Genomic DNA, 24,463 nt, shown 5'->3' with positions numbered 1-24,463 from the left:
CCCTCCATGCCATACCCATGCCTGGCTGAGGGGCGCGCCGGCATTGGTGATCGGCGGCAGCCGTTACCGGCGCGGCATGCCAGCCGCCGAATTGCGGCAAGCGGTCGCCAAGGCGCGCGCCGCCTGATGCTTGAAAGCCGGGCGGCAGTCTGCCACAAGGGCCGCTCATTCGCGCAAGACTGGCAGGACCGGCAATGAAGGCATTTTTCGTGCAGATAAAGTGCGATCTGGGCAAAGCCTATGAGGTCGCCAGCGCGCTCGCCGATGCAGAGATCGCCTCCGAGATCTACTCGACCGCCGGCAATTACGACCTGCTTGCCAAGTTCTATCTCGACGATGAGGAAGATATCGGCCACTTCGTCAATGAGAAGGTGCAGATCCTGCCCGGAATCAAGGACACCTTCACCATCGTCACCTTCCGCGCGTTCTGACTGCCGTTTGCTGCCCGGTCACCGGGCAGGATCTGACCCAGCATCGTTCCCGCTGCCCTAATCTTAGGCAATTTGCATGGAGCGGCCGCCACCGCCGCCCAATTCACCGATTGCGCTTGATTTTCTCCGGCCGGGCCAGTGAAATGGCTTCAGAGGGGAGTACGCGATTGGCAGCGTTCGACGAAATGCTTCCGGAAGTCTCCGGATTGAGAAGACCATACCAGGCTTACGATCGCTGGCTGAAGGAACAGGATCCGGCCAGGCTCACCCAGAAAATGCAGGACGCCGAACGCGTCTTCCGCAAGACCGGCATCACCTTTGCCGTCTATGGCGAGCAGGAAGCCTCCGAGCGGCTGATCCCTTTCGATATCGTCCCGCGCATCATTTCCGGCCAGGAATGGCGCCGGCTGACGCAGGGCATCGAGCAGCGCGTGCAGGCGCTGAACGCCTTTCTCGACGATATCTACCACCGCCAGGAAATCCTGCGCGCCGGGCGCGTTCCTAGGGAGCTGGTGGCGAAGAACGAAGCGTTCCTGCCAGAGATGATCGGTGTGAAGCCACCGGCCGGCGTCTACACCCATATCATCGGCGTCGATATCGTGCGCATCAGCGAGAACGAATTCTACGTTCTGGAAGACAATGCCCGCACGCCCTCCGGCGTCTCCTACATGCTGGAGAACCGCGAGACGATGATGCAGCTCTTCCCGGAGCTGTTCCAGCAGATCAAGGTGCGGCCGGTCGAGAATTATCCGCAACTGCTGCGCCAGTCGCTGGCGGCTGTGCGTCCGCAGGGCACCAAGGGTGCGCCGACCATCGCGGTGCTGACACCGGGCAGCTACAACTCCGCCTATTTCGAGCACGCCTTCCTCGCCGATCAGATGGGCGTGCAACTGGTCGAGGGCCAGGATCTGCGCGTCGTCGATGGCCATGTCACGATGCGCACCACCGAAGGCTACAAGCAGATCGACGTGCTCTACCGGCGCGTGGACGATGCCTTCCTCGATCCGCTGACCTTCCGGCCGGATTCCGCGCTCGGCGTGCCGGGCATCATGGATGTCTATCGCGCCGGCAACATCACCATCGCCAATGCGCCGGGCACCGGCATTGCCGACGACAAGGCGATCTATTCCTACATGCCCGAGATCGTAGAGTTCTACACCGGCCGCAAGGCGATCCTCGGCAACATCCCGACCTGGCGCTGCTCGGAGCCGGACAGCCTGAAATATGTGCTGGAGCACATCGGCGAACTCGTCATCAAGGAAGTGCACGGCTCCGGCGGCTACGGCATGCTGGTCGGCCCGGCGGCGACCAAGAAGGAATGCCAGGACTTCGCCAAGAAACTCCAGGCCAAGCCCACGAACTACATCGCCCAGCCGACGCTTGCGCTGTCGACCTGCCCGATCCTGACCGAGAAGGGCCTATCGCCGCGCCATGTCGACCTTCGGCCTTATGTGCTGGTCTCCGACCGCATCCAGATCGTGCCCGGCGGCTTGACCCGGGTGGCACTCAAGCAAGGCTCGCTGGTGGTCAACTCCTCGCAGGGCGGGGGGACGAAGGATACATGGGTGCTGGATGATTGAATGGTGGTGAATAGTGAATAGTGAATAGTGAATAGTGAAATGGAGACGTTCTGGTGCCCGGATTGATTGAACCTATGAAGATGACGCGCCGTCGAGCACGATTGCTGAACTATTCACCATTCACCACTCACTATTCACTACTCACTATTCGCTAGCCCGAAGGGCCTGACATGCTTCTTGGCCGCACCGCCAACGGTCTCTACTGGATGAACCGCTATATCGAGCGGGCCGAAAACATGGCGCGCCTGGTCGATGCGGGCTTGCGCATGGCGCTGACGCGCACGCAGAACGCTTCGGAGGAATGGAATTCGGTGCTGCTCAGCGCCGGTTCCGATGTCGCCTTCAGCCAGAAATACGAGGACTACACCGTCGCCAACGTCTCGGATTTCCTGCTGCGCGACACCTCCAATCCGTCGAGCACGATGTCGTCGATCGAGACGGCGCGCAACAACGCGCGCATGGTGCGCACCGCGCTGACGCGCGAGACCTGGGAGAGCATCAACGAAGCCTGGATGTCGCTGAAGCGCATGCTGGCAAGGCCGATCGACGAGCGCGACCTGCCGACGGTGCTCGACGCGATCAAGCGCGAGACGGCGCTGATCCGCGGCTCGTTCTACGGCACCATGCTGCGCAACGAGATCTTCGACTTCTCGCAGCTCGGCACCTATGTCGAGCGCGCCGACAACACGGCGCGCATCCTCGACGTGAAATACTACGTGTTGCTGCCTTCGATCTCCTGGGTGGGCTCGACGCTCGACAATTATCAATGGGAATCGATCCTGCGCTCGGTGTCGGCGCACCGCTCCTACCGCTGGGTCTATGACGCCGACTACAAGCCGACCAACATCGCCGACTATCTGATCCTCAATGTCCGCATGCCGCGCTCGCTCACCTTCTGCTACCGGTTCCTCGGCGAGCATCTGAAATTTCTCGCCGACGACTATGGCGAGCGCCATGCCTGTCACGCTACGGCCGAGAAGATCCAGGCCATGCTGAGGAAGGGCTCGATCAAGGACATTTTCGACCACGGCCTGCACGAGTTCCTGGCCGAATTCATTCGCGACAACACCAGGCTGGGCGACGAGATCGCCCAGGACTACCGGTTCTACTGAGCGCTGAAGGGGCGGGCGCCATGCGGCTCAAGATCATACACCGGACCGAGTACCGCTACGATGCGCCGGTGCAATATCTGCTGCAGCGGTTGCGCCTGCTTCCGGTGAACGGACCGACACAGACGGTCGCATCCTGGGCGATCAAGGTTGATGGCGCGCGCGAGGAAGTGCGCTTCACCGACCATTTCGGCAACGACACGCGACTGGTGAGCGCCGAAGGCGGCCACCACACCATCATAGTCGAGGCGGCGGGCGAGGTGACGACGCGCGACACGGCCGGCGTGTCCGGCGCGCATCATGGTTTCGCGCCGCTCTGGCTGTTCGGCCAGCAAACGCTGCTTACGACCGTCGGCGACGGCATTCGCGAATTGGCAGGCGCGGCGGGCGAGGGGAGCGATATCGAGCGACTGCACCGGCTGATGGGCACGATCCGCGAGCGCGTCGACTACAAGCCGGGCGCGACCAGCGTCGTTACGCCGGCCGAAGAGGCTCTGGCACTGAAGAGCGGCGTCTGCCAGGATCACAGCCACATCTTCGCCGCCGCGGCGCGTGCCATGGGCTTTCCAGCACGCTATGTCAGCGGCTATCTGATGATGGACGCTGCAGTCGAGCAAGCGGCGAGCCACGCCTGGGCGGAAGCGCATGTTCCGGGCCTCGGCTGGGTTGCCTTTGACCCCGCGAACGGTATTTCTCCCGACGAACGTTATGTGAGGGTGGCGACGGGACGCGACTATCGCGATGCTTCGCCGGTATCGGGAATTCTGCTCGGCCAGGCGGAAGAGAAGCTTGCCGTCACCGTGACGGTCGAGCAGTAATTTCGGCCAAGATTCGCTGCCAGAAGAAGAACTATGACCTATTGCGTCGGCCTCAAGATCGATCGCGGGCTCGTGTTCATGTCGGACACGCGCACCAATGCCGGCATGGATTCGATCTCGACCTTCAAGAAGATGCATGTCTGGGAACAGCCCGGCGAGCGTGTCATCGTGCTGATGTCGGCGGGCAATCTGGCCACCACGCAAGCCGTGGTCAGCCTGCTCGACGAGCGTACCAAGGCAATCGGCGATCGCCACGAGAAGCTGCTCGAAACGCCGTCCATGTACCAGACGGTGCGGTTGGTCGGCGATACGGTGAAAGAGGTCATCGCGCAGTCCTCGCCCGCCGGCGACAAGGCCGATTCCTATTTCAACGCTTCCTTCATCCTCGGCGGCCAGATCAAGGGCAGCCCGCCCCGGCTGTTCATGATCTATCCCGAGGGCAATTTCATCGAATCGACCGACGACACGCCGTTCTTCCAGATCGGCGAGACGAAATACGGCAAGCCGATCATCATCCGCGCATATGACCGGGCGATGAGCCTGGCCGAGACGGTGAAGCTGCTTTTGGTTTCCTTCGACTCGACGCTGAAGTCGAACCTGTCGGTCGGCCTGCCGCTCGACCTGCTGTTCCTCGAAAAGGATGCCCTCAAGGTCGCTCTCAAGAAGCGGATCGGCCAGGACGATCCCTATTACCGCACCATCTCAGACGGCTGGTCCAACGCGCTGAAGACGGCCTTCGCCAGCCTGCCGGACTTTCCGGGGTAGTGGACCGATTTGCGTAGCCTCGCTGTATTTAACATGTTAATCAAAAATTGAAAGGCCGACGACCAGCGTTCGGTCGGCTGCCGGGAGGATGCATGGACAACGAAGAATTTCGCGATTGGTCGAGACGCGCCGCCGATTGGGGTGTCGATTACCGTTCCGGCCTGCGTGACCGGCCGGTGCGACCGGCAATCGCGCCCGGCGAAATATTCAGGAGCATCGAGGCCTCTCCGCCTGAAACGGCCGAGCCGATGGAAAAGATCTTCGCCGATTTCGAAACGAAGATCGTGCCCGGCATGACGCATTGGCAGCATCCGCGCTTCTTCGCCTATTTTCCGGCCAACGCGGCGCCGGTTTCGGTGGTGGCGGAATACCTCGTCTCGGCGATGGCTGCGCAGTGCATGCTTTGGCAGACCTCGCCGGCGGCGACCGAGCTCGAGACGCGCATCGTCGACTGGATGCGCCAGGCGCTCGGCCTGCCCGAAGGATTCTCCGGCGTCATCCAGGATTCGGCTTCGTCGGCGACGCTTGCCGCGGTGCTCACGATGCGCGAGCGCGCGCTCGGCTGGCAGGGGAACAGACAAGGTCTCGCCGGGCAGGTGAAACTGCGCGTCTATTCCTCCGACCAGGTCCACACCTCAATCGACCGGGCGATCTGGGTGGCGGGGATCGGCGAGGAAAACCTGGTGCGCGTCCCGGTGGCCGGCCGTTTCCGCGCCATGGACACGGCGGCGCTCGAGGCGGCTATCGTCGCCGATCGCGAGGCCGGCCTGCTGCCGGCGGGCATCATCGCCTGCGTCGGCGGCACCAGCACGGGCGGCACCGACGACATCGCCGCCGTTGTGGCGGTGGCGAAGCGGCACGGCCTCTATCTCCATGTCGATGCCGCCTGGGCCGGATCGGCGATGATCTGTCCGGAATACCGGCATTTCTGGGCGGGTGTCGAAGGCGCCGATTCCATCGTCTTCAACCCGCACAAATGGCTTGGTGCGCAATTCGACTGCTCGATCCAGTTCGTCCGCCAGCCGGAAGACCTTGTGCGCACGCTGGCGATCAAGCCGGAGTTTCTAAAAACGCTGGGCCATGACGGCATCATCAACTATTCGGAATGGTCGGTGCCGCTCGGCCGGCGGTTCCGGGCGCTAAAACTCTGGTTCCTGCTGCGCGCCCATGGGCTGGAAGGCCTGCGCAAGATGATCCGCAACCACGTTGCCTGGAGTGAAGGCCTTGCCGATCGTCTGGCCAGGGAAGGCGACTTCGAGCTCGTCACCGAGCCGATGCTGTCGCTGTTTTCCTTCCGCCATCGCGCCCCGGCGGACGCCGACCCGGACGAGCACAATCTGCGACTGGTCGATGCCATCAACACCGACGGCCGCATCTATCTGACGCAGACCCGCGTCGACGGGCGGGTGGCGATCCGCTTCCAGGCGGGGCAGTTCGAATCGACGGCTGCCGATGTCGACATGGCTTTCGATGTCTTCACCGAGATCGCGCGACAGCTTGCATAAGGTTGTCAGCCGGCTGCGGGTCGGTTTGGCTTTGCAGTCACATGGATTTCGTTAGCCGGCTTATGCCTTTTCATCGCTTTCGTTTTCCGATATAGGCAGGAAAAACGAAAACGGGAGGACTGCCGATGTTTCTTTCGCCGCGCCATGCAGAGATCATCCAGATGGCGAAGGACCACGGCCGGGTGCTGGTCGACGACCTGGCGACACATTTCAGCGTGACGCCGCAGACCATCCGCAAGGATCTCAACGACCTCTGCGACCAGCGGCTGCTGACGCGCATCCATGGCGGGGCGCTGTTTCCCTCCGGCATCGAGAACATGGAATACGAGGCGCGGCGCAAGATCGCCGCCGAGGAGAAGGAGGCGATCGGCCGCGCTGCGGCCAGGCTGATCCCCGACAACGCCTCGCTGTTCATAAATATCGGCACCACGACGGAGGCTGTCTCGAAGGCGCTGCTCGACCATAACGGGCTTATGGTCATCACCAATAACATCAACGTTGCCAATAGGATGCGCATCTATCCTTCGATCGAGGTGGTGATCGCCGGCGGCGTGGTGCGCGGTTCCGACGGCGGCGTCGTCGGCGAGGCTGCGGTCGATTTCATCCGCCAGTTCAAGGTCGACTACGCCGTTATCGGCGCCTCGGCCATCGACCATGACGGCGCGCTGCTCGATTTCGATTTTCGCGAGGTCAAGGTGGCGCAGGCCATCATCGCTAATGCGCGCCACGTGATCCTCGTTTCCGACCAGACCAAATTCGAGCGCACGGCGCCGGTTCGCATCGGCCATCTGTCGCAGGTCAACACTTTTATCACCGATCGTTGCGACATCCCTTCGGTACGCCGGATCTGCGAGGAGGCGGAGGTTCGTTTGATCGAGACAGCGCTCGGATAAGGTCGTTTCACGGGCTTCTCACGCGCCTGTGATATTTCGTTTGACATTCGGATTGAGTTCGAAATAATCCCGCCACGGTTTCGCGAAACACAAAAATGGTGCAATGCGAAATCGTGGAGGAAACTGTGGACGCATCACCGATCCATGACATTTTCGTCATAGGTGGCGGCATCAATGGCTGCGGCATCGCCCGCGACGCCGTTGGCCGCGGATTTTCGGTATTTCTCGCCGAGATGAACGATCTCGCCAGCGGGACGTCCTCCGGTTCGACCAAGCTGATCCATGGCGGGTTGCGCTATCTCGAGTTCTACGAATTCCGCCTGGTGCGCGAAGCCCTGATGGAGCGCGAGGTTCTGTGGAAGAACGCGCCGCATATCATCTGGCCAATGCGCTTCGTGCTGCCCTACGCCAAGGGCCTGCGTCCGGCCTGGCTGATTAGGCTCGGGCTGTTCCTCTACGACCATATCGGCGGGCGCAAGCTGCTGCCGGCGACGAAGACGCTGGACATGGCCACCGACCCGGCCGGCAAGCCGCTTAAGCCGTTGTTCCGCAAGGCCTTCGAATATTCGGACGGCTGGGTCAACGATGCCCGCCTGGTGGCACTCAATGCCCGCGACGCGGCCGACCGCGGCGCCGTGATCCGCACCCGCACCAAGGTGGTCAGCGCGCGCCGCGAGCGCGCGCTGTGGACGATCAAGATCCAGAATGTGCTGACCGGCGAGACCGAGGAAGTCCGCGCCCGCCTTCTGGTCAACGCGGCAGGGCCCTGGGTCGATCAGGTGCTGGCAAAAACGGTCGGCCAAAACGACGTGCACAATGTCCGCCTGGTGCAGGGCAGCCATATCGTCATCGGCAAGAAGTTTGACGATCCGCGCGCTTATTTCTTCCAGAACAAGGACGGGCGCATCATCTTCGCCATTCCTTACGAGGAAGAGTTCACTCTTATCGGCACCACCGACCGCGACTTTCCGGGCGACCCGCATGACGTGAAGATCAGTGATGCCGAGATCGACTATCTCTGCGCCGCGGCAAGCGAATATTTCGCCCAACCGGTCAAGCGTTCGGACATCGTCTGGACCTATTCGGCGGTGCGCCCGCTCTATGACGACGGCGCCTCGAAGGCGCAGGAAGCGACGCGCGACTATGTGCTGAAGGCCGATGGCGGGGAGGGAGCTGCCCCCTTGCTCAATGCCTTCGGCGGCAAGATCACGACGTTCCGCCGGCTGGCGGAATCGATGATGGAGAAGATCGAGGGCTTTCTCGGCAAGCGCGGCAAGCCATGGACCGCCAATGCGCCGCTGCCCGGCGGCGATTTCCCGGCGACCGGGTTCGACGCGCAGGTATCGAAGCTCAAAAGTGCCTATCCGTTCCTCGACCAGCGGCTGGCGCGCAGATACACCCGACTCTACGGCACGCGTGCGCAGAAGCTGCTTGGGCTGGCCAAGTCGAATGCCGATCTCGGCCGCAATTTCGGCGCCGACCTTTACGAGGCCGAGGTGCGCTATCTGGTAGAGAACGAGTGGGCGCTCACCGCCGAGGACGTGCTGTGGCGCAGAACCAAGCGCGGCCTGCAATTCAGCCGCGAACAGACAGCTGCCTTGGAAGAATTCATGCGTGGCCGGCGCCACGTCGCGGCGGCCGAATGAAGGCCGCCCGGTAATGCGCAAGGCCTGGGAGGAGGCGTGATGCTGGAACTGAGGAACGTGACGAAGACGGTCGGCGCGCAGGAGCATATCCGCGACGTGTCGCTGACGCTTCAGCACGGCTCGCTGAACGTTCTCCTTGGGCCGACGCTTTCCGGCAAGACCAGCCTGATGCGGCTGATGGCCGGGCTCGACGCGCCGACCTCCGGCTCGGTCTGGTTCGACGGCAAGGATGTCACCGGACAGCCGGTGCAGAAGCGCAACGTCGCCATGGTCTACCAGCAATTCATCAACTATCCGGCGATGACGGTCTACGAGAACATCGCCTCACCGCTTCGGGTCGCCGGCGTCGAACAGGCCAGGATCGACAAGGAGGTGCGCAACGCCGCCGCACTTCTCAAGCTCACGCCCTATCTCGACCGCACGCCGCTCAGCCTGTCGGGCGGCCAGCAGCAGCGCACGGCGCTTGCCCGCGCCATCGTCAAGAATGCCAGCCTGGTTCTGCTCGACGAGCCGCTCGCCAATCTCGACTACAAGCTGCGCGAGGAATTGCGAGCCGAGCTGCCGAAGATTTTCGCCGCCGCCGGCACCATCTTCGTCTATGCCACGACCGAGCCGCACGAAGCGCTCTTGCTCGGCGGCAATACGGCGACGCTTTCCGAAGGCCGCGTCACTCAATTCGGTCCGACCATCGACGTGTTTCGCAAGCCGGTCGATCTGGTGACGGCAAGGACCTTCGCCGACCCGCCGCTCAACACGATCGTGCTCGCCAAGAAGGGATCGGATTTCCTGCTCGAAGGCGGTGTGAAACTGCCGGTGCCGCCGGAACTGCTCAGTATCCCGGATGCCAGCTACACGATCGGCTTCCAGCCGCACCATCTGTCGCTCGAGCGTCCGAACGCGAGCGCCGTGCCGGTGCGGGCCAAGGTCACCATCACCGAGATCACCGGCTCGGAAAGCTTCGTCCATCTCGACTTCGCGGATGCGCGCTGGGTCATGCTCGCCCACGGCATCCTCGATTTCGAGACCGACGACGAGGTCGAGGTGTTCATCGATCCACGCCACATCATGGTGTTCGACCAGAACGGCCGCGCCGTGACGGCGTCGAAGCTGGCGGCTTGAGGAGGAAGAGATGGCACGCATCGACGTCAACCATATCCGCCACTCCTACCTGCCCAATCCGAAGAAGGATTCGGATTTCGCGCTGAAGGAAGTGCACCACGTCTTCGAGGATGGCGGCGCCTATGCACTCCTCGGGCCGTCGGGCTGCGGCAAGACCACTTTGCTCAACATCATTTCGGGGCTGCTTCACCCCTCACACGGCAAGCTGCTCTTCAACGGCAGCGACGTGACACGGCTGTCGACGCAGGAACGCAACATCGCCCAGGTGTTCCAGTTCCCGGTCATTTACGACACCATGACGGTCTACGACAATCTGGCCTTTCCGCTGCGCAACCGCCGCGTGCCGGAGGCGGACGTCGACCGCAAGGTGCGCGAGACGCTCGACATGATCGATCTCGCCGCGATGGCCAACCGGAAGGCACGCCGGCTGACCGCCGACCAGAAGCAGAAGATATCGCTCGGCCGCGGCCTGGTTCGCTCGGACGTCAATGCCATCCTGTTCGACGAGCCGCTCACCGTCATCGACCCGCATATGAAATGGGTGCTGCGCTCGCAGCTCAAGCAGCTGCACCGCCGCTTCGGCTACACCATGGTCTATGTCACACACGACCAGACCGAAGCGCTGACTTTCGCCGACCGCGTCGTGGTCATGTATGACGGCGAGATCGTGCAGATCGGCACGCCGGCCGAGCTGTTCGAGCGGCCGCGCCACACCTTCGTCGGCTATTTCATCGGCTCGCCGGGCATGAACGTGCTGCCGGTTGCGCTTGAAGGCAAGACGGCGATGCTCGGCGCGCAGCGCATCGAGCTGCCGGGCGCGCCCAAGGCCGAAGCCGGCCCCGTCGAACTCGGCATCCGTCCCGAATATGTGCGGCTCGGCCGCGAAGGGATGGCCGTGTCCGTCAGCAAGGTCGAGGACGTCGGCCGCCACAAGGTGGTGCGCGCCAATCTGGAAGGCCGGGAAATCGCGGCCGTTATCGGCGAGGACGACGAGGTGCCGGCCGAACCCAAGGTCCGCTTCGATCCGGCCGGCATCAACATCTATGCCGATTCATGGCGCGTCGAGATGGGGGCATAGATGGAAAAGACCTGGAACAACAAGGCCTGGTTCCTTGTCCTGCCGATGTTGGTGCTGGTGGCGTTCTCGGCCGTCATCCCGCTGATGACCGTCGTCAACTATTCGGTGCAGGACACGTTCGGAAACAACGTCTTCTTCTGGGCCGGCACCGAGTGGTTCGAGGATCTGCTGGCCTCCGACCGCTTCTGGGAAGCGATGGTGCGCAACCTGATCTTCTCCTTCATCATCCTGGCGATCGAGGTGCCGCTCGGCATCTTCATTGCGCTTAACATGCCGAAGAAGGGCTGGGGCGTGCCGGTCTGCCTGGTGCTGATGGCGCTGCCGCTGCTCATCCCGTGGAACGTCGTCGGCACGATCTGGCAGGTCTTCGGCCGCAATGACATCGGCCTGCTCGGCTACTACGTCAACGCGTTCGGCATCGATTATAACTACGTCCAGGATCCGTTCGATGCCTGGGTCACCGTCATCATCATGGATGTCTGGCACTGGACGAGCCTTGTCGTGCTGCTGTGCTATGCCGGCCTGGTCTCGATCCCGGACGCCTTCTACCAGGCGGCCAAGATCGACGGCGCCTCGCGCTGGGCAGTGTTCCGCTACATCCAGTTGCCGAAGATGCAGCGGGTGCTGCTGATCGCGGTTCTGCTGCGCTTCATGGACAGCTTCATGATCTACACCGAGCCCTTCGTCGTCACCGGCGGCGGTCCCGGCAACTCGACCACCTTCCTGTCGATCGACCTCGTCAAGACGGCGCTCGGTCAGTTCGATCTCGGTCCGGCGGCCGCCATGTCGCTGGTCTACTTCCTGATCATCCTGCTGTTGTCGTGGGTGTTCTACACCGTGATGACCAACTACGACGCGGAGCGCTGAGATGACGGGCGTAAACGAAACGACACGCGTGAGCGAAACGGCGGTCACCGAAGTAGGCAGCACGCTGTCGCAGGACGAAGTGGCGAAGTTGATGCGGCGCCGCGGCGAGGAATCGCGCTGGTGGTGGATCGTGCCGACGATCTACATCATCGTGCTGCTCCTGCCGATCTACTGGCTCATCAACATGAGCTTCAAGACCAACCAGGAGATCATCTCCTCGCTGACGCTCTTTCCGCATGAGCCGACGCTGCGCAACTACAAGATCATCTTTACCGATGCGTCCTGGTATTCGGGCTACCTCAATTCGATCACCTATGTGGTGATGAACATGGTGATCTCGGTGGCCGTGGCGTTGCCGGCGGCCTATGCCTTCTCGCGTTACCGCTTCCTCGGCGACAAGCACCTGTTCTTCTGGCTGCTCACCAACCGCATGGCGCCGCCGGCGGTGTTCGCGCTGCCGTTCTTCCAGCTCTATTCGGCCTTCGGGCTCATCGACACGCATATCGCGGTGGCGCTGGCGCACTGCCTGTTCAATGTGCCGCTGGCGGTGTGGATCCTGGAAGGCTTCATTTCCGGGGTGCCGAAGGAGATCGACGAGACCGCCTATATCGACGGCTACTCCTTCCCGCGCTTCTTCGTAAAGATCTTCATGCCGTTGATCGCAAGCGGCATCGGGGTGGCCTGCTTCTTCTGCTTCATGTTCTCATGGGTGGAGCTCCTGATCGCCCGCACGCTGACGACGACCGATGCCAAGCCGATCGCCGCCACCATGACCCGCACCGTCTCTGCCGCCGGCATGGACTGGGGGCTGCTGGCCGCGGCCGGCGTGCTGACGCTGATCCCCGGCGCGCTCGTGATCTGGTTCGTCCGCAACTATATCGCCAAGGGCTTCGCCCTGGGAAGGGTGTGATCCATGAACCTCGACTTCTCCTGGATGGCGTGGACCTGGCCGACGGCCGCCTTCTTCATCGTCATTGCGCTGATGCTTTGCGGCATGGGCGTGTGGGAATATGTCTCGCCGGGCGGCAATCCGCGCGTCGGCGTGCTGCGCTTCGAGACGACGCGCGGCGACCGCCTCTTCGTTTCGCTGCTCGGCAGCGCCTTTATCCATCTCGCTTGGCTGGGTCTCGTTGGGCCCAACCTGTGGTGGGCTCTCGCTCTCTCCGTGGTCTACGCGATTGGCGTATTCCGATACGTATAGAGGGGGAAATAGTTGGAGCGGCCGCGTGCTGGCGGCCACTCCAGATCGCACTTGAAACCTAAGACTGGAGGAGACACATGCGAAGGCAATTTCTAACATCAACGACCGCCCTTGTTCTATTGCTCGGGGCTGGCCATGCCTATGCCGGGATGGACGAGGCAAAAGCCTTTCTGGACAAGGAGATAGGCGACCTGTCGACGCTTTCGCGCGCCGATCAGGAAAAGGAAATGCAGTGGTTCATCGACGCTGCCAAGCCGTTTGCCGGCATGGACATCAAGGTCGTGTCGGAAACCATCGCCACCCATTCCTATGAATCGCAGGTGCTGGCGCCGGCCTTTTCCGCCATCACCGGCATCAAGGTCACGCACGACACGATCCAGGAGGGCGACGTCGTCGAGAAGATCCAGACCCAGATGCAGACCGGCCAGAATCTTTATGACGGCTGGGTCAACGACTCCGACCTGATCGGCACGCACTGGCGTTACCAGCAGGTGCGCAACCTGACGGACTGGATGGCGGGCGAAGGCAAGGACGTCACCGATCCGATGCTCGATGTCGACGACTTCATCGGCAAGTCGTTCACCACCGCGCCTGACGGCAAGCTCTACCAGCTGCCCGACCAGCAGTTCGCGAACCTCTACTGGTTCCGCTACGACTGGTTCAACGACGAGAAGAACAAGGCGGACTTCAAGGCCAAGTACGGATACGACCTCGGCGTGCCGGTCAACTGGTCGGCCTATGAGGACATCGCCGCCTTCTTCACCGGCCGCGAGATCGACGGCAAGAAGGTCTTCGGCCATATGGACTACGGCAAGAAGGATCCGTCGCTGGGCTGGCGCTTCACCGACGCGTGGCTGTCCATGGCCGGCAATGGCGACAAGGGTATTCCGAACGGCAAACCGGTCGACGAATGGGGCATCAAGGTCGACGAGAATTCGCGTCCCGTCGGCTCCTGCGTCGCCCGCGGCGGCGACACCAACGGTCCGGCCTCGGTCTACGCCATCCAGAAGTATCTCGACTGGCTGAAGGCCTATGCGCCGCCGGAAGCGCAGGGCATGACCTTCTCCGAATCGGGCCCGGTGCCCTCACAAGGCACGATCGCGCAGCAGATCTTCTGGTACACCGCCTTCACCGCTGATATGGCCAAGCCCGGCCTGCCGGTGGTCAACGAGGACGGCACGCCGAAATGGCGTGTCGCGCCGTCGCCGCACGGCGTCTACTGGAAGGACGGCATGAAGCTCGGCTACCAGGACGCGGGTTCCTGGACGCTGATGAAGTCGACCCCGACCGATCGCGCCAAGGCCGCGTGGCTCTATGCGCAGTTCGTGGTGTCGAAGACGATCGACGTGAAGAAGAGCCATGTCGGTCTCACCTTCATCCGCGACTCCACCATCCACGACAAGAGCTTCACCGAACGGGCTCCGAAACTTGGCGGCCTCGTCGAGTTCTACCGTTCGCCGGCACGCGTGCAGTGGACCCCGACCGGCACCAACGTTCCGGATTATCCGAAGCTGGCGCAGCTCTGGTGGCAGAACATCGGCGACGCTTCTTCCGGCGCCAAGAGCCCGCAAGAAGCGATGGACTCGCTCTGCGGCGACCAGGAGAAGGTGCTCGAGCGTCTCGAGAAGGCGGGCGTGCAGGGCGACATCGGCCCGAAGATGGCCGAGGAGCACGACCTCGACTACTGGAACAAGGACGCCGTCTCGAAGGGCAACCTTGCGCCGCAGCTCAAGGTCGAGAACGAGAAGGACAAGCCGATCACCGTCAACTACGACGAGCTGGTGAAGAGCTGGCAGAAGTAACTGCATGACGTGGGCGTGCTTGCCCATGTAGGAAATGCGGGGGAGGCGGCTTTGCCGTCTCCCCTGTTGCATGAGGAGTGGAGGGAACGGAATGAGCGGTTTTGTGCTGGCCATCGATCAAGGGACAACATCGACCAGGGCGATCCTGTTCGACGACAGGATGAAGGTCGCCGGCATCGGCCAGCAGGAATTCACACAGCATTATCCGGCTTCCGGCTGGGTCGAGCATGACCCGGAAGATATCTGGGCAAGCGTGGTCGCGACGGTGAAGGCGGCGCTGAAGGCCGCTGGCCGCGCGGCATCGGATGTGGCCGCGATCGGCATCACCAACCAGCGCGAGACCGTCGTCATTTGGGACAAGGCGACCGGCAAGCCGATCCACAATGCCATCGTCTGGCAGGACCGGCGAACAGCGCCGCTTTGCCAGAACTTGAAGAAGCAAGGGCTGGAGAAGACATTCACGCGCAAGACCGGGCTGCTGCTCGATCCCTATTTCTCCGGCACCAAGATCGCCTGGATGCTGGAGAAGGTGAAAGGCGCGAGGAAGCGCGCCGAGAAGGGCGAATTGCTCGCCGGCACCATCGACAGTTTCCTGATCTGGCGGCTGACCGGCGGCAAGGTGCATGCCACCGACGCCACGAATGCCTCGCGGACGCTGGTCTACAACATCGAGAAGAACGTTTGGGACGACGAGCTGCTGTCCATCCTGAAGATACCCGCCGCGATCCTGCCGCAGGTGAAGGACTGCGCCGATGATTTCGGCGTCACCGAGAAGAGCCTGTTCGGCGCCGAGATGCGGATCCTCGGCGTCGCCGGCGACCAGCATGCAGCGACCATCGGCCAGGCCTGTTTTGAGCCCGGCATGATGAAATCCACCTACGGCACAGGCTGCTTCGCGTTGCTCAACACCGGCGCCGACCTAGTGCGTTCGAAGAACCGGCTCTTGACCACGATCGCCTACCGGCTGAACGGCAAGACCACCTATGCGCTTGAGGGTTCGATCTTCATCGCGGGTGCTGCCGTGCAGTGGCTGCGCGACGGCATCAAGGTGATCGGCAAGGCTGAACATAGCGGCGCGCTCGCGGCGACGGCCGATCCGGCGCAACAGGTCTATCTGGTGCCGGCCTTCGTCGGGCTCGGCGCGCCGCACTGGGACGCGGATGCGCGCGGCGCCATCTTCGGTCTTACCCGCAATTCGGGTCCCGCAGAATTCGCCCGCGCGGCGCTGGAATCCGTCGCCTTCCAGACGCGCGACCTGCTCGACGCCATGCGCAAGGACTGGAAGGGCGCTTCCGCCAAAACCGTGCTTCGGGTCGACGGCGGCATGGTGGCGTCCGACTGGACCATGCAGCGTCTCGCCGACATTCTGGATGCGCCGGTCGACCGTCCGACGATCCTGGAGACGACCGCGCTGGGCGCGGCCTGGCTTGCCGGATCGGAAGCCGGTGTGTGGCCGAAAGCGAAGGATTTCGCCAAGACCTGGGCGCTCGATAAGCGCTTCAAGCCGGACATGGATGGAGCCACTCGCTTGGCGAAGCTCGCGGGCTGGCGTGATGCTGTGCGGCGCACGCTAAGCGTGCAATAAGATAAGCAGGCAGGCCAGGCTGAGGGTAGGGCGTGAAGCATCCGGACTGGTATCCAGCATGGCGCGATGAGGCGTTCGACCAGCTAAACGAAAAGAACGGTCGCTTGCAGGAAGAATTCCGCCTCGGCAGTTGGTCGCGCTACGACTACGACTTGACGACCGGGAAGCTGCTTTTTTGGCAGACGGTGTCGTGAAGGTCGTCGCCGAAATACAGATTGCCGGCTCTACAAGCGCCAAGGCGGGCAACTGGCTCTGGGCTTGGGCAAATTCAAATTTGCCGGGCGACCTTCTCAGCGACGCCAAACTGGTTCGGTCGTTCGGCGAGGAGAAGGGCATAGACGAACTGGCTCAGGCTTATGTGATAGACACTGCCAATGACCTCGAAGCACTTGGTTGGGAACTGACCGGTGCGATGGTCCGGATTTGCAACGGGCTTGGGGCCTATCGCTCACCGCGCGGTGAAGGCGGAGGCCTGTATCTGGTTCTCAAAAGCATCAGCTGGGCTACCTGACTCTCAAAAGAAAGCTCGCGCCGCGGCGCGAGCTCGGTCAACGACCCTGGGCACTGGCTAGAAGCCGTTAGTAAGGCGAAATGCATTCACGGCGCGGACCGTAATTGGGCTGGAAGGTATTGTCCGAAGCACGGTACGAGCGATAGTGGTCATAGCACCACTGCACGTGCGCATCGCCGCGGTAGATACGGTTCTGGTTGTTGATGATGGCGCCGGTAATCAGCGCGCCGGTGGCGAAGGCTGCCAGCGGAAACCAATAATCGCCATGCCGGCGATAGCCGCGATGATACTCACGATAGCCGCGATGGCCGTTCCACCAGACGGCGCCATCACGACGCGAGAAATTGCGGTTGAAGCTGCGGTGCCTTCTCCAATCCCGATACTGCACGGTCTGGACATCCGACGAGAGCCCTTGGGGTTGTGGCACATAAGCTGGCTGAGCGTTGACTGGCGCCATCTCCGCCGCGACGAACGACGCCGAGAGGGCGGCTGCCAGCAGGCCCGATGCGATCCGGTTCATCAATCTTCTCCTCGAAAAGGGGTTGGACGTCCCTATGGGGGAGAAACGGCCTAGGGTTGCAACAATTCCCGCCGCGATCGCAGCCCTTTGTTATTGTAGAGACTTCTGAAATGACTGGTGGACGGCGGCCTGGCCCTTTTCTTGCGGCCTGGCGTGGTTCCCCCTTGGCGAAAACATCTGCGGCGCGCGCCTATGGAAACCCCGCAAAACTCCGGCAGGAAAGCCATCTTTTTCCGGTTGACCGGTCGCGGCACTCTCCCTATGTTCCGCGCAATTTCGAGGGCGGCGTTTCCAGCCCGCGGGAGCGCGTAGCTCAGCCGGTAGAGCAACTGACTTTTAATCAGTAGGTCATGGGTTCGAATCCCATCGCGCTCACCAATAAATTCAATAACTTAGGCGAATTTTGGAGCGCTTTTTGTGCGCCACTAGATTTACCAAAATTACCGCATTTCCGAGTTTCCTGAGGTTAGCCGGGATTCTCTGGCGCACAAATGGCGCATGGAAGCCCGCGCTAGCGGTAACAGGGCGCACGAGGAGTAAGGTGCAAATTGGAAAGCTATGCGATCGAGAAAGAACTTTCGCCTCATACCGAACAGCCCGTGTGGGCGCTCTATCATGTTCGCGAAGATGGTACCCGCGGACTTGTGAACAGATATCTGGCTGAGGAACAGGCTCTGTATATGCAAACCCACTGGATGGATGTTCTGCAGGAGCGCGAGCGGTACCAGATCGACCCTGTTTATCGACGTGAGCGCGATGCTGCAGACGCGTGCGAAGCAGCCAGGCAACGGCGGGGTGAACTCGCTGGAAAGATCGGCTTGGCCGTCGTTACCTCGGCAATAGTCGGGCTTCTAGTATTGATAGCAGGGCAGGGAGGCAGTGGGGGTCAATACGACGACGACGACGGCTGTTCGGTATATTGGCGCTGTTAGTGTCCTCCGCGGGGGGCGTCACCAGCCGAGGCGCCTTGTTTCAAACACCATTGACTGTCATACACCCGCCAGCAGTCGCCGCTGGCGAGGAACGTCCCTTCAGATAGTCGGTGAGGTTCCGCCCGAAGGCGCACGCTGCAATTTGAGCCGATCGACGGCGCGATGACCATGAATGTACCGGCATCACGCAGAGTCTCGGCAACGAAGGGAAGCGGGCGAGAGCCCGCTTTTTTGTTGTTTGTGCTGCAACCCCGCTGAAGCGGGGCTTTTTGGTATCCGGCTATTCAGTCGTCAAAGCCAGGATCAGCCACGTCTTCCGCAAAGAACCAGTCCTGCGCCGCTACGCCCTTGCGGTCGAACTGGACGAGGTAAGAGGTGCGCCCGTCCGGCAGTCTACTCGTCCCAACGACGGCGCCGGTCATCGTCACGATCGCGCCAAGCGCCAGCCCACTTTCATTAACCGTCTGCGCATCCATGGTGTTGCTCGGCCGCAATAGCGCGTCAAGGCTTCCCGCTCGCGCTCGCGTTCCAGCCGATCCAGCCGATTAGATCTCGGGCAACTGCTGTCAGTGATCTCAGTCTCGCCTGGGGCTCGCCTACGTTCAGCCCGGCGACCGTGGCTGGGGGGCGGGTTTGGCCGCGGGGCCGAGCCGGAAAACGGGGTTAGGTTCGCCGGCCGGTGGGGTTATAGGCCAGCTTGCGGCGCTGCCAACTTGGCAAAACTAGGGTGTTTGGCTTGCTCTATTCACAAATTGGATGAGCCCAGAGTCGCGACCCGAAGTATGCCTGCCCTGTTCCGATTCCGAGCCCCTGCCGGTTAGGCCCGGCGGCCGAACCCCAAGCCCCCCGCCCTCGACCGCCGGACCGCTTGTGACAGCGCGCTAACGATTGCCATCAGCGGAAGGCCATATCTGCCTGTCGCCCAGCATTAAGCGGTAGCGCCGGTCCAGATGACGGATGACCTCGTTCGCTTCGGCCGTCGTGTAAAAGATGGCTATGCCTTCCACCGATTTGCCGTCGACGCGCTCAAGGCGATAAGCATCCTGCCGCGGAGTGTCTTTGTAGGGCAATGATAAACGCTCCCCAAGAAGGGTATTTTAGGCGCGTTTCATGAACATTTCTTTAGGCGGCAAAGCGAGCAGCTATCTAGTCGAACGGCCTCTGCAGCGCAGCCGGATTTCCGCCGAGAAGGCTGGATGTGCTATTGAATATTCGGCAGATCATCCGATCTGCCCGATTATCGAGGGAGGATGTCATATGCCAACGTTCATAGTCACAGGCTCCTATTCAGCCACGGCAGCGATGGGAATGATTGACAATCCATCGAACCGAGAAAAGGCAGCCCGTGCCATCTTTGAAGCAGCAGGCGGGAAACTGCATTCTTTCTACGTCACGACGGGCGAAACTGACTGGATGGCAATTACGGAATTCGACGACGGTGCTGACCTGATCCCCGCACTTCTCGTCGTCGGCGCATCGGGAGCGGTATCGAATGTCAAAACCGTGCGAGCATACACGGGCGCGGAATTCAAGGCGGCCCAGGAGAAGGCGGGCAAAATCGCGTCTTCCTACAAATCCCCGGTAAAATAAGCTGGTTGAAACATCTCTGGCAGCGGATCGAACCTCCGCTGCCAGAACCGGTCGTTCCGCCTTTTGGCCGCTGGGCCGCCGGCCGGCGCGCTTCATCCGGTGGTTTGGGACGGGGTCGGTGAGGAATTGGCAAATGAAAAGCCCGTCCCACCAAGGCTTAGGCGGAAACGGGCTTTCCAAGTTTTCTGGCGCCTCGAGGGGGGTGGGAGCGCGGCGCCGCGCATAAAACCGCCAGCCAAATATCTGGTTCCATCCCTCAATGCAATTTTTTGCTCGGCAGGCGAAAGCCGCTTCGATCCGGCGCGCCGAAATGGAAATGAAGCTTCGGGGTCACGCCATATGACGAAGGCGCCTGGTCATACTGCCGGGCGGCACGGCGATCATCATCCGCGAGGAACTCGCCGAAACGCGCGGCCCGACCCTCTCGGCTGGTGTTGCTGCTCTCCTCGGAGAGGAAACTGACTCGGTCACCGGTCGACGCCAGCGGGCCTCAGAGCAGAGCAAGCTGGTGGCCGACCTTGGTATGGCTATCGACATAGTCAGCCAGCGCCTCCGTGAGCGGCGCGATATCGCTAAACGCCCGTTCATCGCTGCTATCCGACCGGAATATGACCGGCGCGCTGCCGAAGTAGCCGCGGCGATTGAGGCTGCTCAAAAGCCATTGCGAGAGCTTGAGTCGCTGCGCCTCGATTTCGAAGCGCATGATGTCGCGTTTCTTGGCGTTGAGGTCGTGAAGCTGTGCTTCGAGCTTTGCGAATTCCGGGTCGACATCGCCCAGTTCAGGCATGACGAAGGGCTTACCAGTGATGACGTCGGGTTTCTTGAAAATGGAAGTCATCATTTTTCTCCAAAAAGGTTCTTCGCGACGAGCGCGATTGCTGAGCCAGGAATGCGCGTCGATCGCCGCTGCTTGTGGCCCTGCCAATGGTCAGGCACGCTTCCTACTGGCTGGAATCGAGCGGCGCCTTCAGGCAGATGGAACACCACCTCTGGCCACGTTTCGACCACCTCAAGGTCGGATACGATGGCACCCGGATCCCTAGCTGCGTTCCAAATCTGGCCGTGCAGGATGTCGAACGCCGTCACCCTTGCCGGTCGAATGTTCTCTGGCATGACGGCAACGTCGATCCCGTTTGGTACTGTATCGGCAAGTTCGACAGTCACGTCGCCGACTCGGGGCACCGAAGCACCGGATGCCACGGCGAGTAGCAGGAGTGCGAAATCAGCCTCATTGATTTCAACCGACACGAACGGCGCACCTGGCTCAAGGAGTCCTTCCTCGAGTAGGCGGCGATCGACTTGACGGGTTCGAGCGGTTGGAAATCCGCAATAGGTTTCAAGAGCCGCCGGTACGGCGGCGAGCTTAGCCATTTTTGATTGTCCTTTTGTGTGGTGCGCGAAACGCGCATGCGATGAGCAAATAAAAAGCCACCGCTTCCGAATGCGCAACGAAAGCGGCGGCAATGTTTCCGCCTGGCCTACTGAGCCAATGACGGGTGCGCCGGTTGCGCTGGCAACGCAGTTCCGGCGAAGCGCGGCGCGCCTGGGGGGCAGCGCTGAACTACTTCCTATAATTACAATATAGCAAAACTCTGCAATGACCCTCGTGCGAAGTCAGAAACACTAACAAAATCAAGCAGCGATGAGTCGTCTTCTGTTGTCATTTGCCGGGGCCAGCACGCGCATTCTTCGCGTTGCTTCAAGTTTGGCGCATTCCGAACATGCAGCACGCACCACCTCGATCACCTCCCATTCCGGTAAGATGTCGACATCCCGCTCCGCCATTCGGGCGCAAAGCTCCAAACCAGCGCGCAGTCGGATGCGGCCAGCCTCAGCCTTATGTCTCTGAGGTATCTGCCACGCCGGGGCAAGCTCTGCCATTTCCGCTCCGTTCAACGCGCGCCAAACGACGCGGGCCAGCGGTCCTAGTGTGCGGAACCGGCTCCGTAAGCGGATGGCCCGATCAGCGGTGGCTTCGGCCGGCCATAGCGCTTCGGGATCCCGGCTGCCCGATGGCACCATAGCGCCAGTGGAGGTGCGCACGCGCACGCCGTCGACAAGCGCGCTGGCGCTCGCCTCGATGTCCATCTGGAACCAATCCGCGGCAGTCACGTGACGCGCTTGGATGCGGCCTGCAACATGCTCTTCGGCGAGCGGCCTGCGGGGCGCTATGGGTGGCCTGATTGTGGCCCCGAGCACAGCCACAGACGCGATGTAGTGGCGTGCCGTCGCGCGGGCCGACAAAGGCGACAGAAGCAACAGCAACGGCAGCGAAGCCTGTTCTAGAGGCTTCGGTTTCCAGCCATTCCAATGGCGCGTTGGATCCGTGTAGCGCTTCGCAAAGCGGCACAGGCCGCCAAGCCAATATTGGTCAACTGGTCGGGGCTCTGAGGCGGCCCGCGGTTGCCGTGGCCGCATGATGGCGCCGTCCGGGATTGGGCGGCCAGTGAGCGAGGCGAACGCCTGCCAGGGTATCCTTTTGCCAAGGCGCGCGCCGAAATATCCGGCCGGTTGGCCCGTCAGGTCTAGTTGCTGTTCCATCATGCGGGTCTTTGTTCCCCAGGCTAAAGAACCGGCCGCCAGAGCCGGTAGTGCCGCCCCGCAAGAGGCGTGGTTAAGAAATCATTGTGCAGCGCAATAAAATTGTTGCATTGCACACGTCTGCGCTTTAGAAATTGCTAATAGGCCCTTTGGGCGGGCCGGGCGGGGGTTGTCGCGGCTCTCCAGCAACGGGGAGCCGCGGCTTCCCTAAAAGCGCTACGCGGCAGCCTTGTCGGCTGGCCGTTCGTTATCGTTGTCGGCCTGCTTCAAATCCGGTCGGATTTTCCAGAATTCCGCCCAACTCAATCGTCTGCCGCGATAGGCGCCGTCAAAGCGGGCAGTGGTTGCGGCGGTTGGATTGTCGAAAAGTGTTGTCATGCTGCGTCCTCCACGTCGTCGTTGAATTTCGCGGCCCAAACCTTGGCCATCTCCCGAGCCGTGGTTTGCGCCTTCGGGACCACAGAGAATTTTGGGACGAACTTGACTGACCTCGCGACGCTTGGTGCTGGCTTCCATGGTCGTTGGACATGGTTGTCAGCGGTTATGAGGATGCAGCGGCCAACAAAATCAGCAGTTTTGAGATCGCCCGATAACTGGAGGTCACAGGCGTCGGCTAGGCGTTCAATTTCTGCTTGACCTGCTTCCTGCATTTCCGGCCTTCGATGCTCAACACAGATGTTGCGTGGTCGGCATAGTCCATCGTCTTTGCCCCGCATGTACAGTTTCAAGGTTTTGCCGAACCGGCCCTCATCGATATCCGCCTTTTCGATGATGTACTCTTGGTCCCTTTTCTTCGGTGCCGGCTGAGTGCTGACTCCGTTGTCGTCGTCGGCTTTGACTTCCTTGGTAGGCTTAAGCATGGGCTTGGTCTTCGGCTTTGGCTCGCGCTTCGGCTTCAGCTTTTTGGGAGGTACCCTTGGGGTCTTCAAGGTAGCGCCGTTCGTTTATCCAGCGGCGCAGATGCATTCGCTCAACAGTCTGCCCCGCAGCCTCCCTCCAGGCACAGGCAGCGGACATCATGATTGCGTGCAAGGCTTCATCTGGCGCAACTTCTTCATATGCATGCCTGGCAGCGGCAAACTCAGCACGGACGCCGTACGCACGATACAACTCCTCAAAGGGGTCTTTCTCTTTCCCTTGCGCCGTACCCGCCGTGGCGGCCGAAAGGCCAGCCAAAGGCGGCGCCATAGGCGCGGCGCAATCATTGTCCTCCTTACATGTAACCCCGTCTGTCGACGGGTTACTGTATGAGGGTCTTTGTCCCGGCAAGTGGGACGCTACGTCGCTTAGTGTCCCGGTGGGGTGGGACACCTCTGTCCCGGTAGAGTGGGACGCTACGGAATCTTCGTTTGTGTCCCAGTAGAGTGGGACGCTATCAACTTCCACCGACGGCAGGTTGCCCTGCGCTGCCAGCTCGAGGACGTTGAGAACTGGTACATAGCGCGAGCCGCTGCGCCCCTTTCCAGTGAAGCGACGGACATGCCATCCGGTTTCGATTAGGAGGATAATTGCCCGTTGCACGGCTGAGCGGGAAAGATGCCTGGCGCCATCAGGGGCGCGTGTTCTCATGGTGGCCACGATGTGGCGGACAGACGCAAGCGCGTCGCCGTTGCTCCGCATGTACCAGCCAATCAAGAAGCGATAAACGATGCGGGCCGGATCAGTCAGGCGCATGTCGTAGTCGACCAGCTGAGACATCCTAAACTGGGCCACCGGCCCTGTCGGCTCACCGACGTTGTGTGTCCAGTATTCGCGAGTGAGAGACGCCTTAGGTTCTGCTGCGGTCATAGGCGTTCAGGCCTCCCAAGGCTGTGCCTGCGGCACGCGTGATTTCTTCAGCCAGTTCTCGGGTAAAAGTCGCGACGCGCTCGCCGCCAGACTGTGGCGCATACGTCATTCGCCTGCCTCCCGGCTTCTCCACAAGCTTCAAGTTGTACAGCCGTGACCTTGCCCCTTTGATCTAATCCGGT

The 24,463-nt window shown here is 61.5% G+C and carries 28 protein-coding genes and 1 tRNA gene; 20 read left to right on the top strand and 9 right to left on the bottom strand.

Annotated elements, in window-relative coordinates; all coding sequences use genetic code 11:
• The first annotated feature begins 194 nt into the window (after positions 1–194).
• From DH10_RS01915 to DH10_RS01840, 17 genes are all read left to right on the top strand, one after another.
• Positions 195–431 (top strand): Lrp/AsnC ligand binding domain-containing protein, encoded by a 237-nt coding sequence (locus DH10_RS01915; RefSeq protein WP_192248039.1) that lies wholly within the window; start codon positions 195–197, stop codon positions 429–431.
• Positions 432–598: 167 nt separating this feature from the next.
• Positions 599–2,011, top strand: coding sequence for a circularly permuted type 2 ATP-grasp protein (locus DH10_RS01910; RefSeq protein WP_192248042.1), 1,413 nt, complete (start codon positions 599–601; stop codon positions 2,009–2,011).
• A 170-nt stretch (positions 2,012–2,181) separates the two neighbouring features.
• Complete coding sequence (locus tag DH10_RS01905) at positions 2,182–3,123, top strand: alpha-E domain-containing protein (RefSeq protein ID WP_192248045.1); 942 nt, start codon at positions 2,182–2,184, stop codon at positions 3,121–3,123.
• A gap of 20 nt (positions 3,124–3,143) precedes the next feature.
• Positions 3,144–3,938: a transglutaminase family protein gene (locus tag DH10_RS01900; protein ID WP_192248048.1), complete on the top strand. Its 795-nt coding sequence runs from the start codon at positions 3,144–3,146 to the stop codon at positions 3,936–3,938.
• Between the two features lie 33 nt (positions 3,939–3,971).
• Positions 3,972–4,703 carry a proteasome-type protease gene (locus DH10_RS01895; RefSeq protein ID WP_192248052.1) on the top strand — a complete coding sequence of 244 codons (732 nt, stop codon included), beginning with the start codon at positions 3,972–3,974 and terminating at the stop codon, positions 4,701–4,703.
• A 92-nt stretch (positions 4,704–4,795) separates the two neighbouring features.
• Entirely contained in the window at positions 4,796–6,208 is a 1,413-nt protein-coding gene (locus DH10_RS01890; protein WP_192248056.1) for a pyridoxal phosphate-dependent decarboxylase family protein, read from the top strand.
• A 125-nt stretch (positions 6,209–6,333) separates the two neighbouring features.
• Positions 6,334–7,101 (top strand): DeoR/GlpR family DNA-binding transcription regulator, encoded by a 768-nt coding sequence (locus DH10_RS01885; protein WP_192248059.1) that lies wholly within the window; start codon positions 6,334–6,336, stop codon positions 7,099–7,101.
• 125 nt (positions 7,102–7,226) lie between these two features.
• Positions 7,227–8,747 carry a glycerol-3-phosphate dehydrogenase gene (glpD, locus tag DH10_RS01880; RefSeq protein ID WP_192248062.1) on the top strand — a complete coding sequence of 507 codons (1,521 nt, stop codon included), beginning with the start codon at positions 7,227–7,229 and terminating at the stop codon, positions 8,745–8,747.
• A gap of 39 nt (positions 8,748–8,786) precedes the next feature.
• Positions 8,787–9,866 carry an ABC transporter ATP-binding protein gene (locus DH10_RS01875; RefSeq protein ID WP_192248066.1) on the top strand — a complete coding sequence of 360 codons (1,080 nt, stop codon included), beginning with the start codon at positions 8,787–8,789 and terminating at the stop codon, positions 9,864–9,866.
• Positions 9,867–9,876: 10 nt separating this feature from the next.
• Complete coding sequence (locus DH10_RS01870) at positions 9,877–10,944, top strand: ABC transporter ATP-binding protein (RefSeq protein WP_192248070.1); 1,068 nt, start codon at positions 9,877–9,879, stop codon at positions 10,942–10,944.
• Positions 10,945–11,811, top strand: coding sequence for a carbohydrate ABC transporter permease (locus DH10_RS01865; protein WP_192248073.1), 867 nt, complete (start codon positions 10,945–10,947; stop codon positions 11,809–11,811).
• Between the two features lies 1 nt (position 11,812).
• Positions 11,813–12,721: a carbohydrate ABC transporter permease gene (locus DH10_RS01860; RefSeq protein WP_192384121.1), complete on the top strand. Its 909-nt coding sequence runs from the start codon at positions 11,813–11,815 to the stop codon at positions 12,719–12,721.
• A 3-nt stretch (positions 12,722–12,724) separates the two neighbouring features.
• The gene (locus DH10_RS01855) at positions 12,725–13,012 is read left to right on the top strand and encodes a DUF2160 domain-containing protein (protein ID WP_140750230.1); all 288 of its coding nucleotides are present in this window, start codon (positions 12,725–12,727) and stop codon (positions 13,010–13,012) included.
• Positions 13,013–13,089: 77 nt separating this feature from the next.
• Positions 13,090–14,814: an ABC transporter substrate-binding protein gene (locus tag DH10_RS01850; RefSeq protein WP_192248079.1), complete on the top strand. Its 1,725-nt coding sequence runs from the start codon at positions 13,090–13,092 to the stop codon at positions 14,812–14,814.
• A 91-nt stretch (positions 14,815–14,905) separates the two neighbouring features.
• On the top strand, positions 14,906–16,399 hold the full coding sequence (gene glpK, locus DH10_RS01845) for a glycerol kinase GlpK (protein WP_192384120.1): 1,494 nt from the start codon (positions 14,906–14,908) through the stop codon (positions 16,397–16,399).
• A gap of 32 nt (positions 16,400–16,431) precedes the next feature.
• Complete coding sequence (locus DH10_RS36520) at positions 16,432–16,593, top strand: DUF6882 domain-containing protein (RefSeq protein WP_246506079.1); 162 nt, start codon at positions 16,432–16,434, stop codon at positions 16,591–16,593.
• Positions 16,590–16,910, top strand: coding sequence for a DUF6882 domain-containing protein (locus tag DH10_RS01840; protein ID WP_246506080.1), 321 nt, complete (start codon positions 16,590–16,592; stop codon positions 16,908–16,910). Before DH10_RS36520 ends, DH10_RS01840 begins: the two co-directional genes overlap by 4 nt.
• Positions 16,911–16,977: 67 nt before the next feature.
• Here DH10_RS01840 and DH10_RS01835 read toward each other — a convergent pair whose 3' ends face one another.
• Entirely contained in the window at positions 16,978–17,430 is a 453-nt protein-coding gene (locus tag DH10_RS01835; protein WP_192248085.1) for a BA14K family protein, read from the bottom strand.
• Positions 17,431–17,732: 302 nt separating this feature from the next.
• Between DH10_RS01835 and DH10_RS01830 the strand changes: the two genes are divergently transcribed.
• Together DH10_RS01830 and DH10_RS01825 are read left to right on the top strand one after the other, a co-directional pair.
• Positions 17,733–17,808, top strand: a tRNA-Lys gene (locus DH10_RS01830).
• 170 nt (positions 17,809–17,978) lie between these two features.
• Positions 17,979–18,362 (top strand): hypothetical protein, encoded by a 384-nt coding sequence (locus DH10_RS01825; protein WP_192248088.1) that lies wholly within the window; start codon positions 17,979–17,981, stop codon positions 18,360–18,362.
• Positions 18,363–18,646: 284 nt separating this feature from the next.
• Here DH10_RS01825 and DH10_RS01820 read toward each other — a convergent pair whose 3' ends face one another.
• Complete coding sequence (locus DH10_RS01820) at positions 18,647–18,838, bottom strand: hypothetical protein (protein WP_192248091.1); 192 nt, start codon at positions 18,836–18,838, stop codon at positions 18,647–18,649.
• Between the two features lie 405 nt (positions 18,839–19,243).
• Complete coding sequence (locus tag DH10_RS01815) at positions 19,244–19,432, bottom strand: hypothetical protein (protein ID WP_192248094.1); 189 nt, start codon at positions 19,430–19,432, stop codon at positions 19,244–19,246.
• Positions 19,433–19,472: 40 nt separating this feature from the next.
• On the opposite strand from DH10_RS01815, the gene DH10_RS01810 reads away from it, so the two are divergent.
• Positions 19,473–19,952: a GYD domain-containing protein gene (locus tag DH10_RS01810; RefSeq protein ID WP_246811456.1), complete on the top strand. Its 480-nt coding sequence runs from the start codon at positions 19,473–19,475 to the stop codon at positions 19,950–19,952.
• Between the two features lie 490 nt (positions 19,953–20,442).
• Here the strand turns inward: DH10_RS01810 and DH10_RS01805 are convergent, their stop codons facing one another.
• The 6 genes from DH10_RS01805 to DH10_RS01780 all read right to left on the bottom strand — a co-directional run bounded on the left by DH10_RS01805 (position 20,443) and on the right by DH10_RS01780 (position 23,669).
• Entirely contained in the window at positions 20,443–20,739 is a 297-nt protein-coding gene (locus DH10_RS01805; RefSeq protein WP_192384119.1) for a hypothetical protein, read from the bottom strand.
• A gap of 50 nt (positions 20,740–20,789) precedes the next feature.
• Positions 20,790–21,323: a hypothetical protein gene (locus tag DH10_RS01800; protein ID WP_192248099.1), complete on the bottom strand. Its 534-nt coding sequence runs from the start codon at positions 21,321–21,323 to the stop codon at positions 20,790–20,792.
• Between the two features lie 261 nt (positions 21,324–21,584).
• Positions 21,585–22,496, bottom strand: a complete 912-nt coding sequence (locus DH10_RS01795) for a hypothetical protein (protein WP_192248102.1) — start codon at positions 22,494–22,496, stop codon at positions 21,585–21,587.
• A gap of 213 nt (positions 22,497–22,709) precedes the next feature.
• Positions 22,710–22,871: a hypothetical protein gene (locus tag DH10_RS01790; protein WP_192384118.1), complete on the bottom strand. Its 162-nt coding sequence runs from the start codon at positions 22,869–22,871 to the stop codon at positions 22,710–22,712.
• The gene (locus DH10_RS01785; protein ID WP_192384117.1) at positions 22,868–23,353 is read right to left on the bottom strand and encodes a hypothetical protein; all 486 of its coding nucleotides are present in this window, start codon (positions 23,351–23,353) and stop codon (positions 22,868–22,870) included. The genes DH10_RS01790 and DH10_RS01785 overlap by 4 nt, the downstream gene beginning before the upstream one ends.
• Entirely contained in the window at positions 23,346–23,669 is a 324-nt protein-coding gene (locus DH10_RS01780; RefSeq protein WP_192384116.1) for a hypothetical protein, read from the bottom strand. The genes DH10_RS01785 and DH10_RS01780 overlap by 8 nt, the downstream gene beginning before the upstream one ends.
• Between the last annotated feature and the right edge of the window lie 794 nt (positions 23,670–24,463).

The sequence above is a fragment of the Mesorhizobium silamurunense genome, from assembly GCF_014843825.1.
Lineage (GTDB): Bacteria > Pseudomonadota > Alphaproteobacteria > Rhizobiales > Rhizobiaceae > Mesorhizobium > Mesorhizobium silamurunense.
This window is presented reverse-complemented; position numbering and strand designations above follow the sequence as displayed.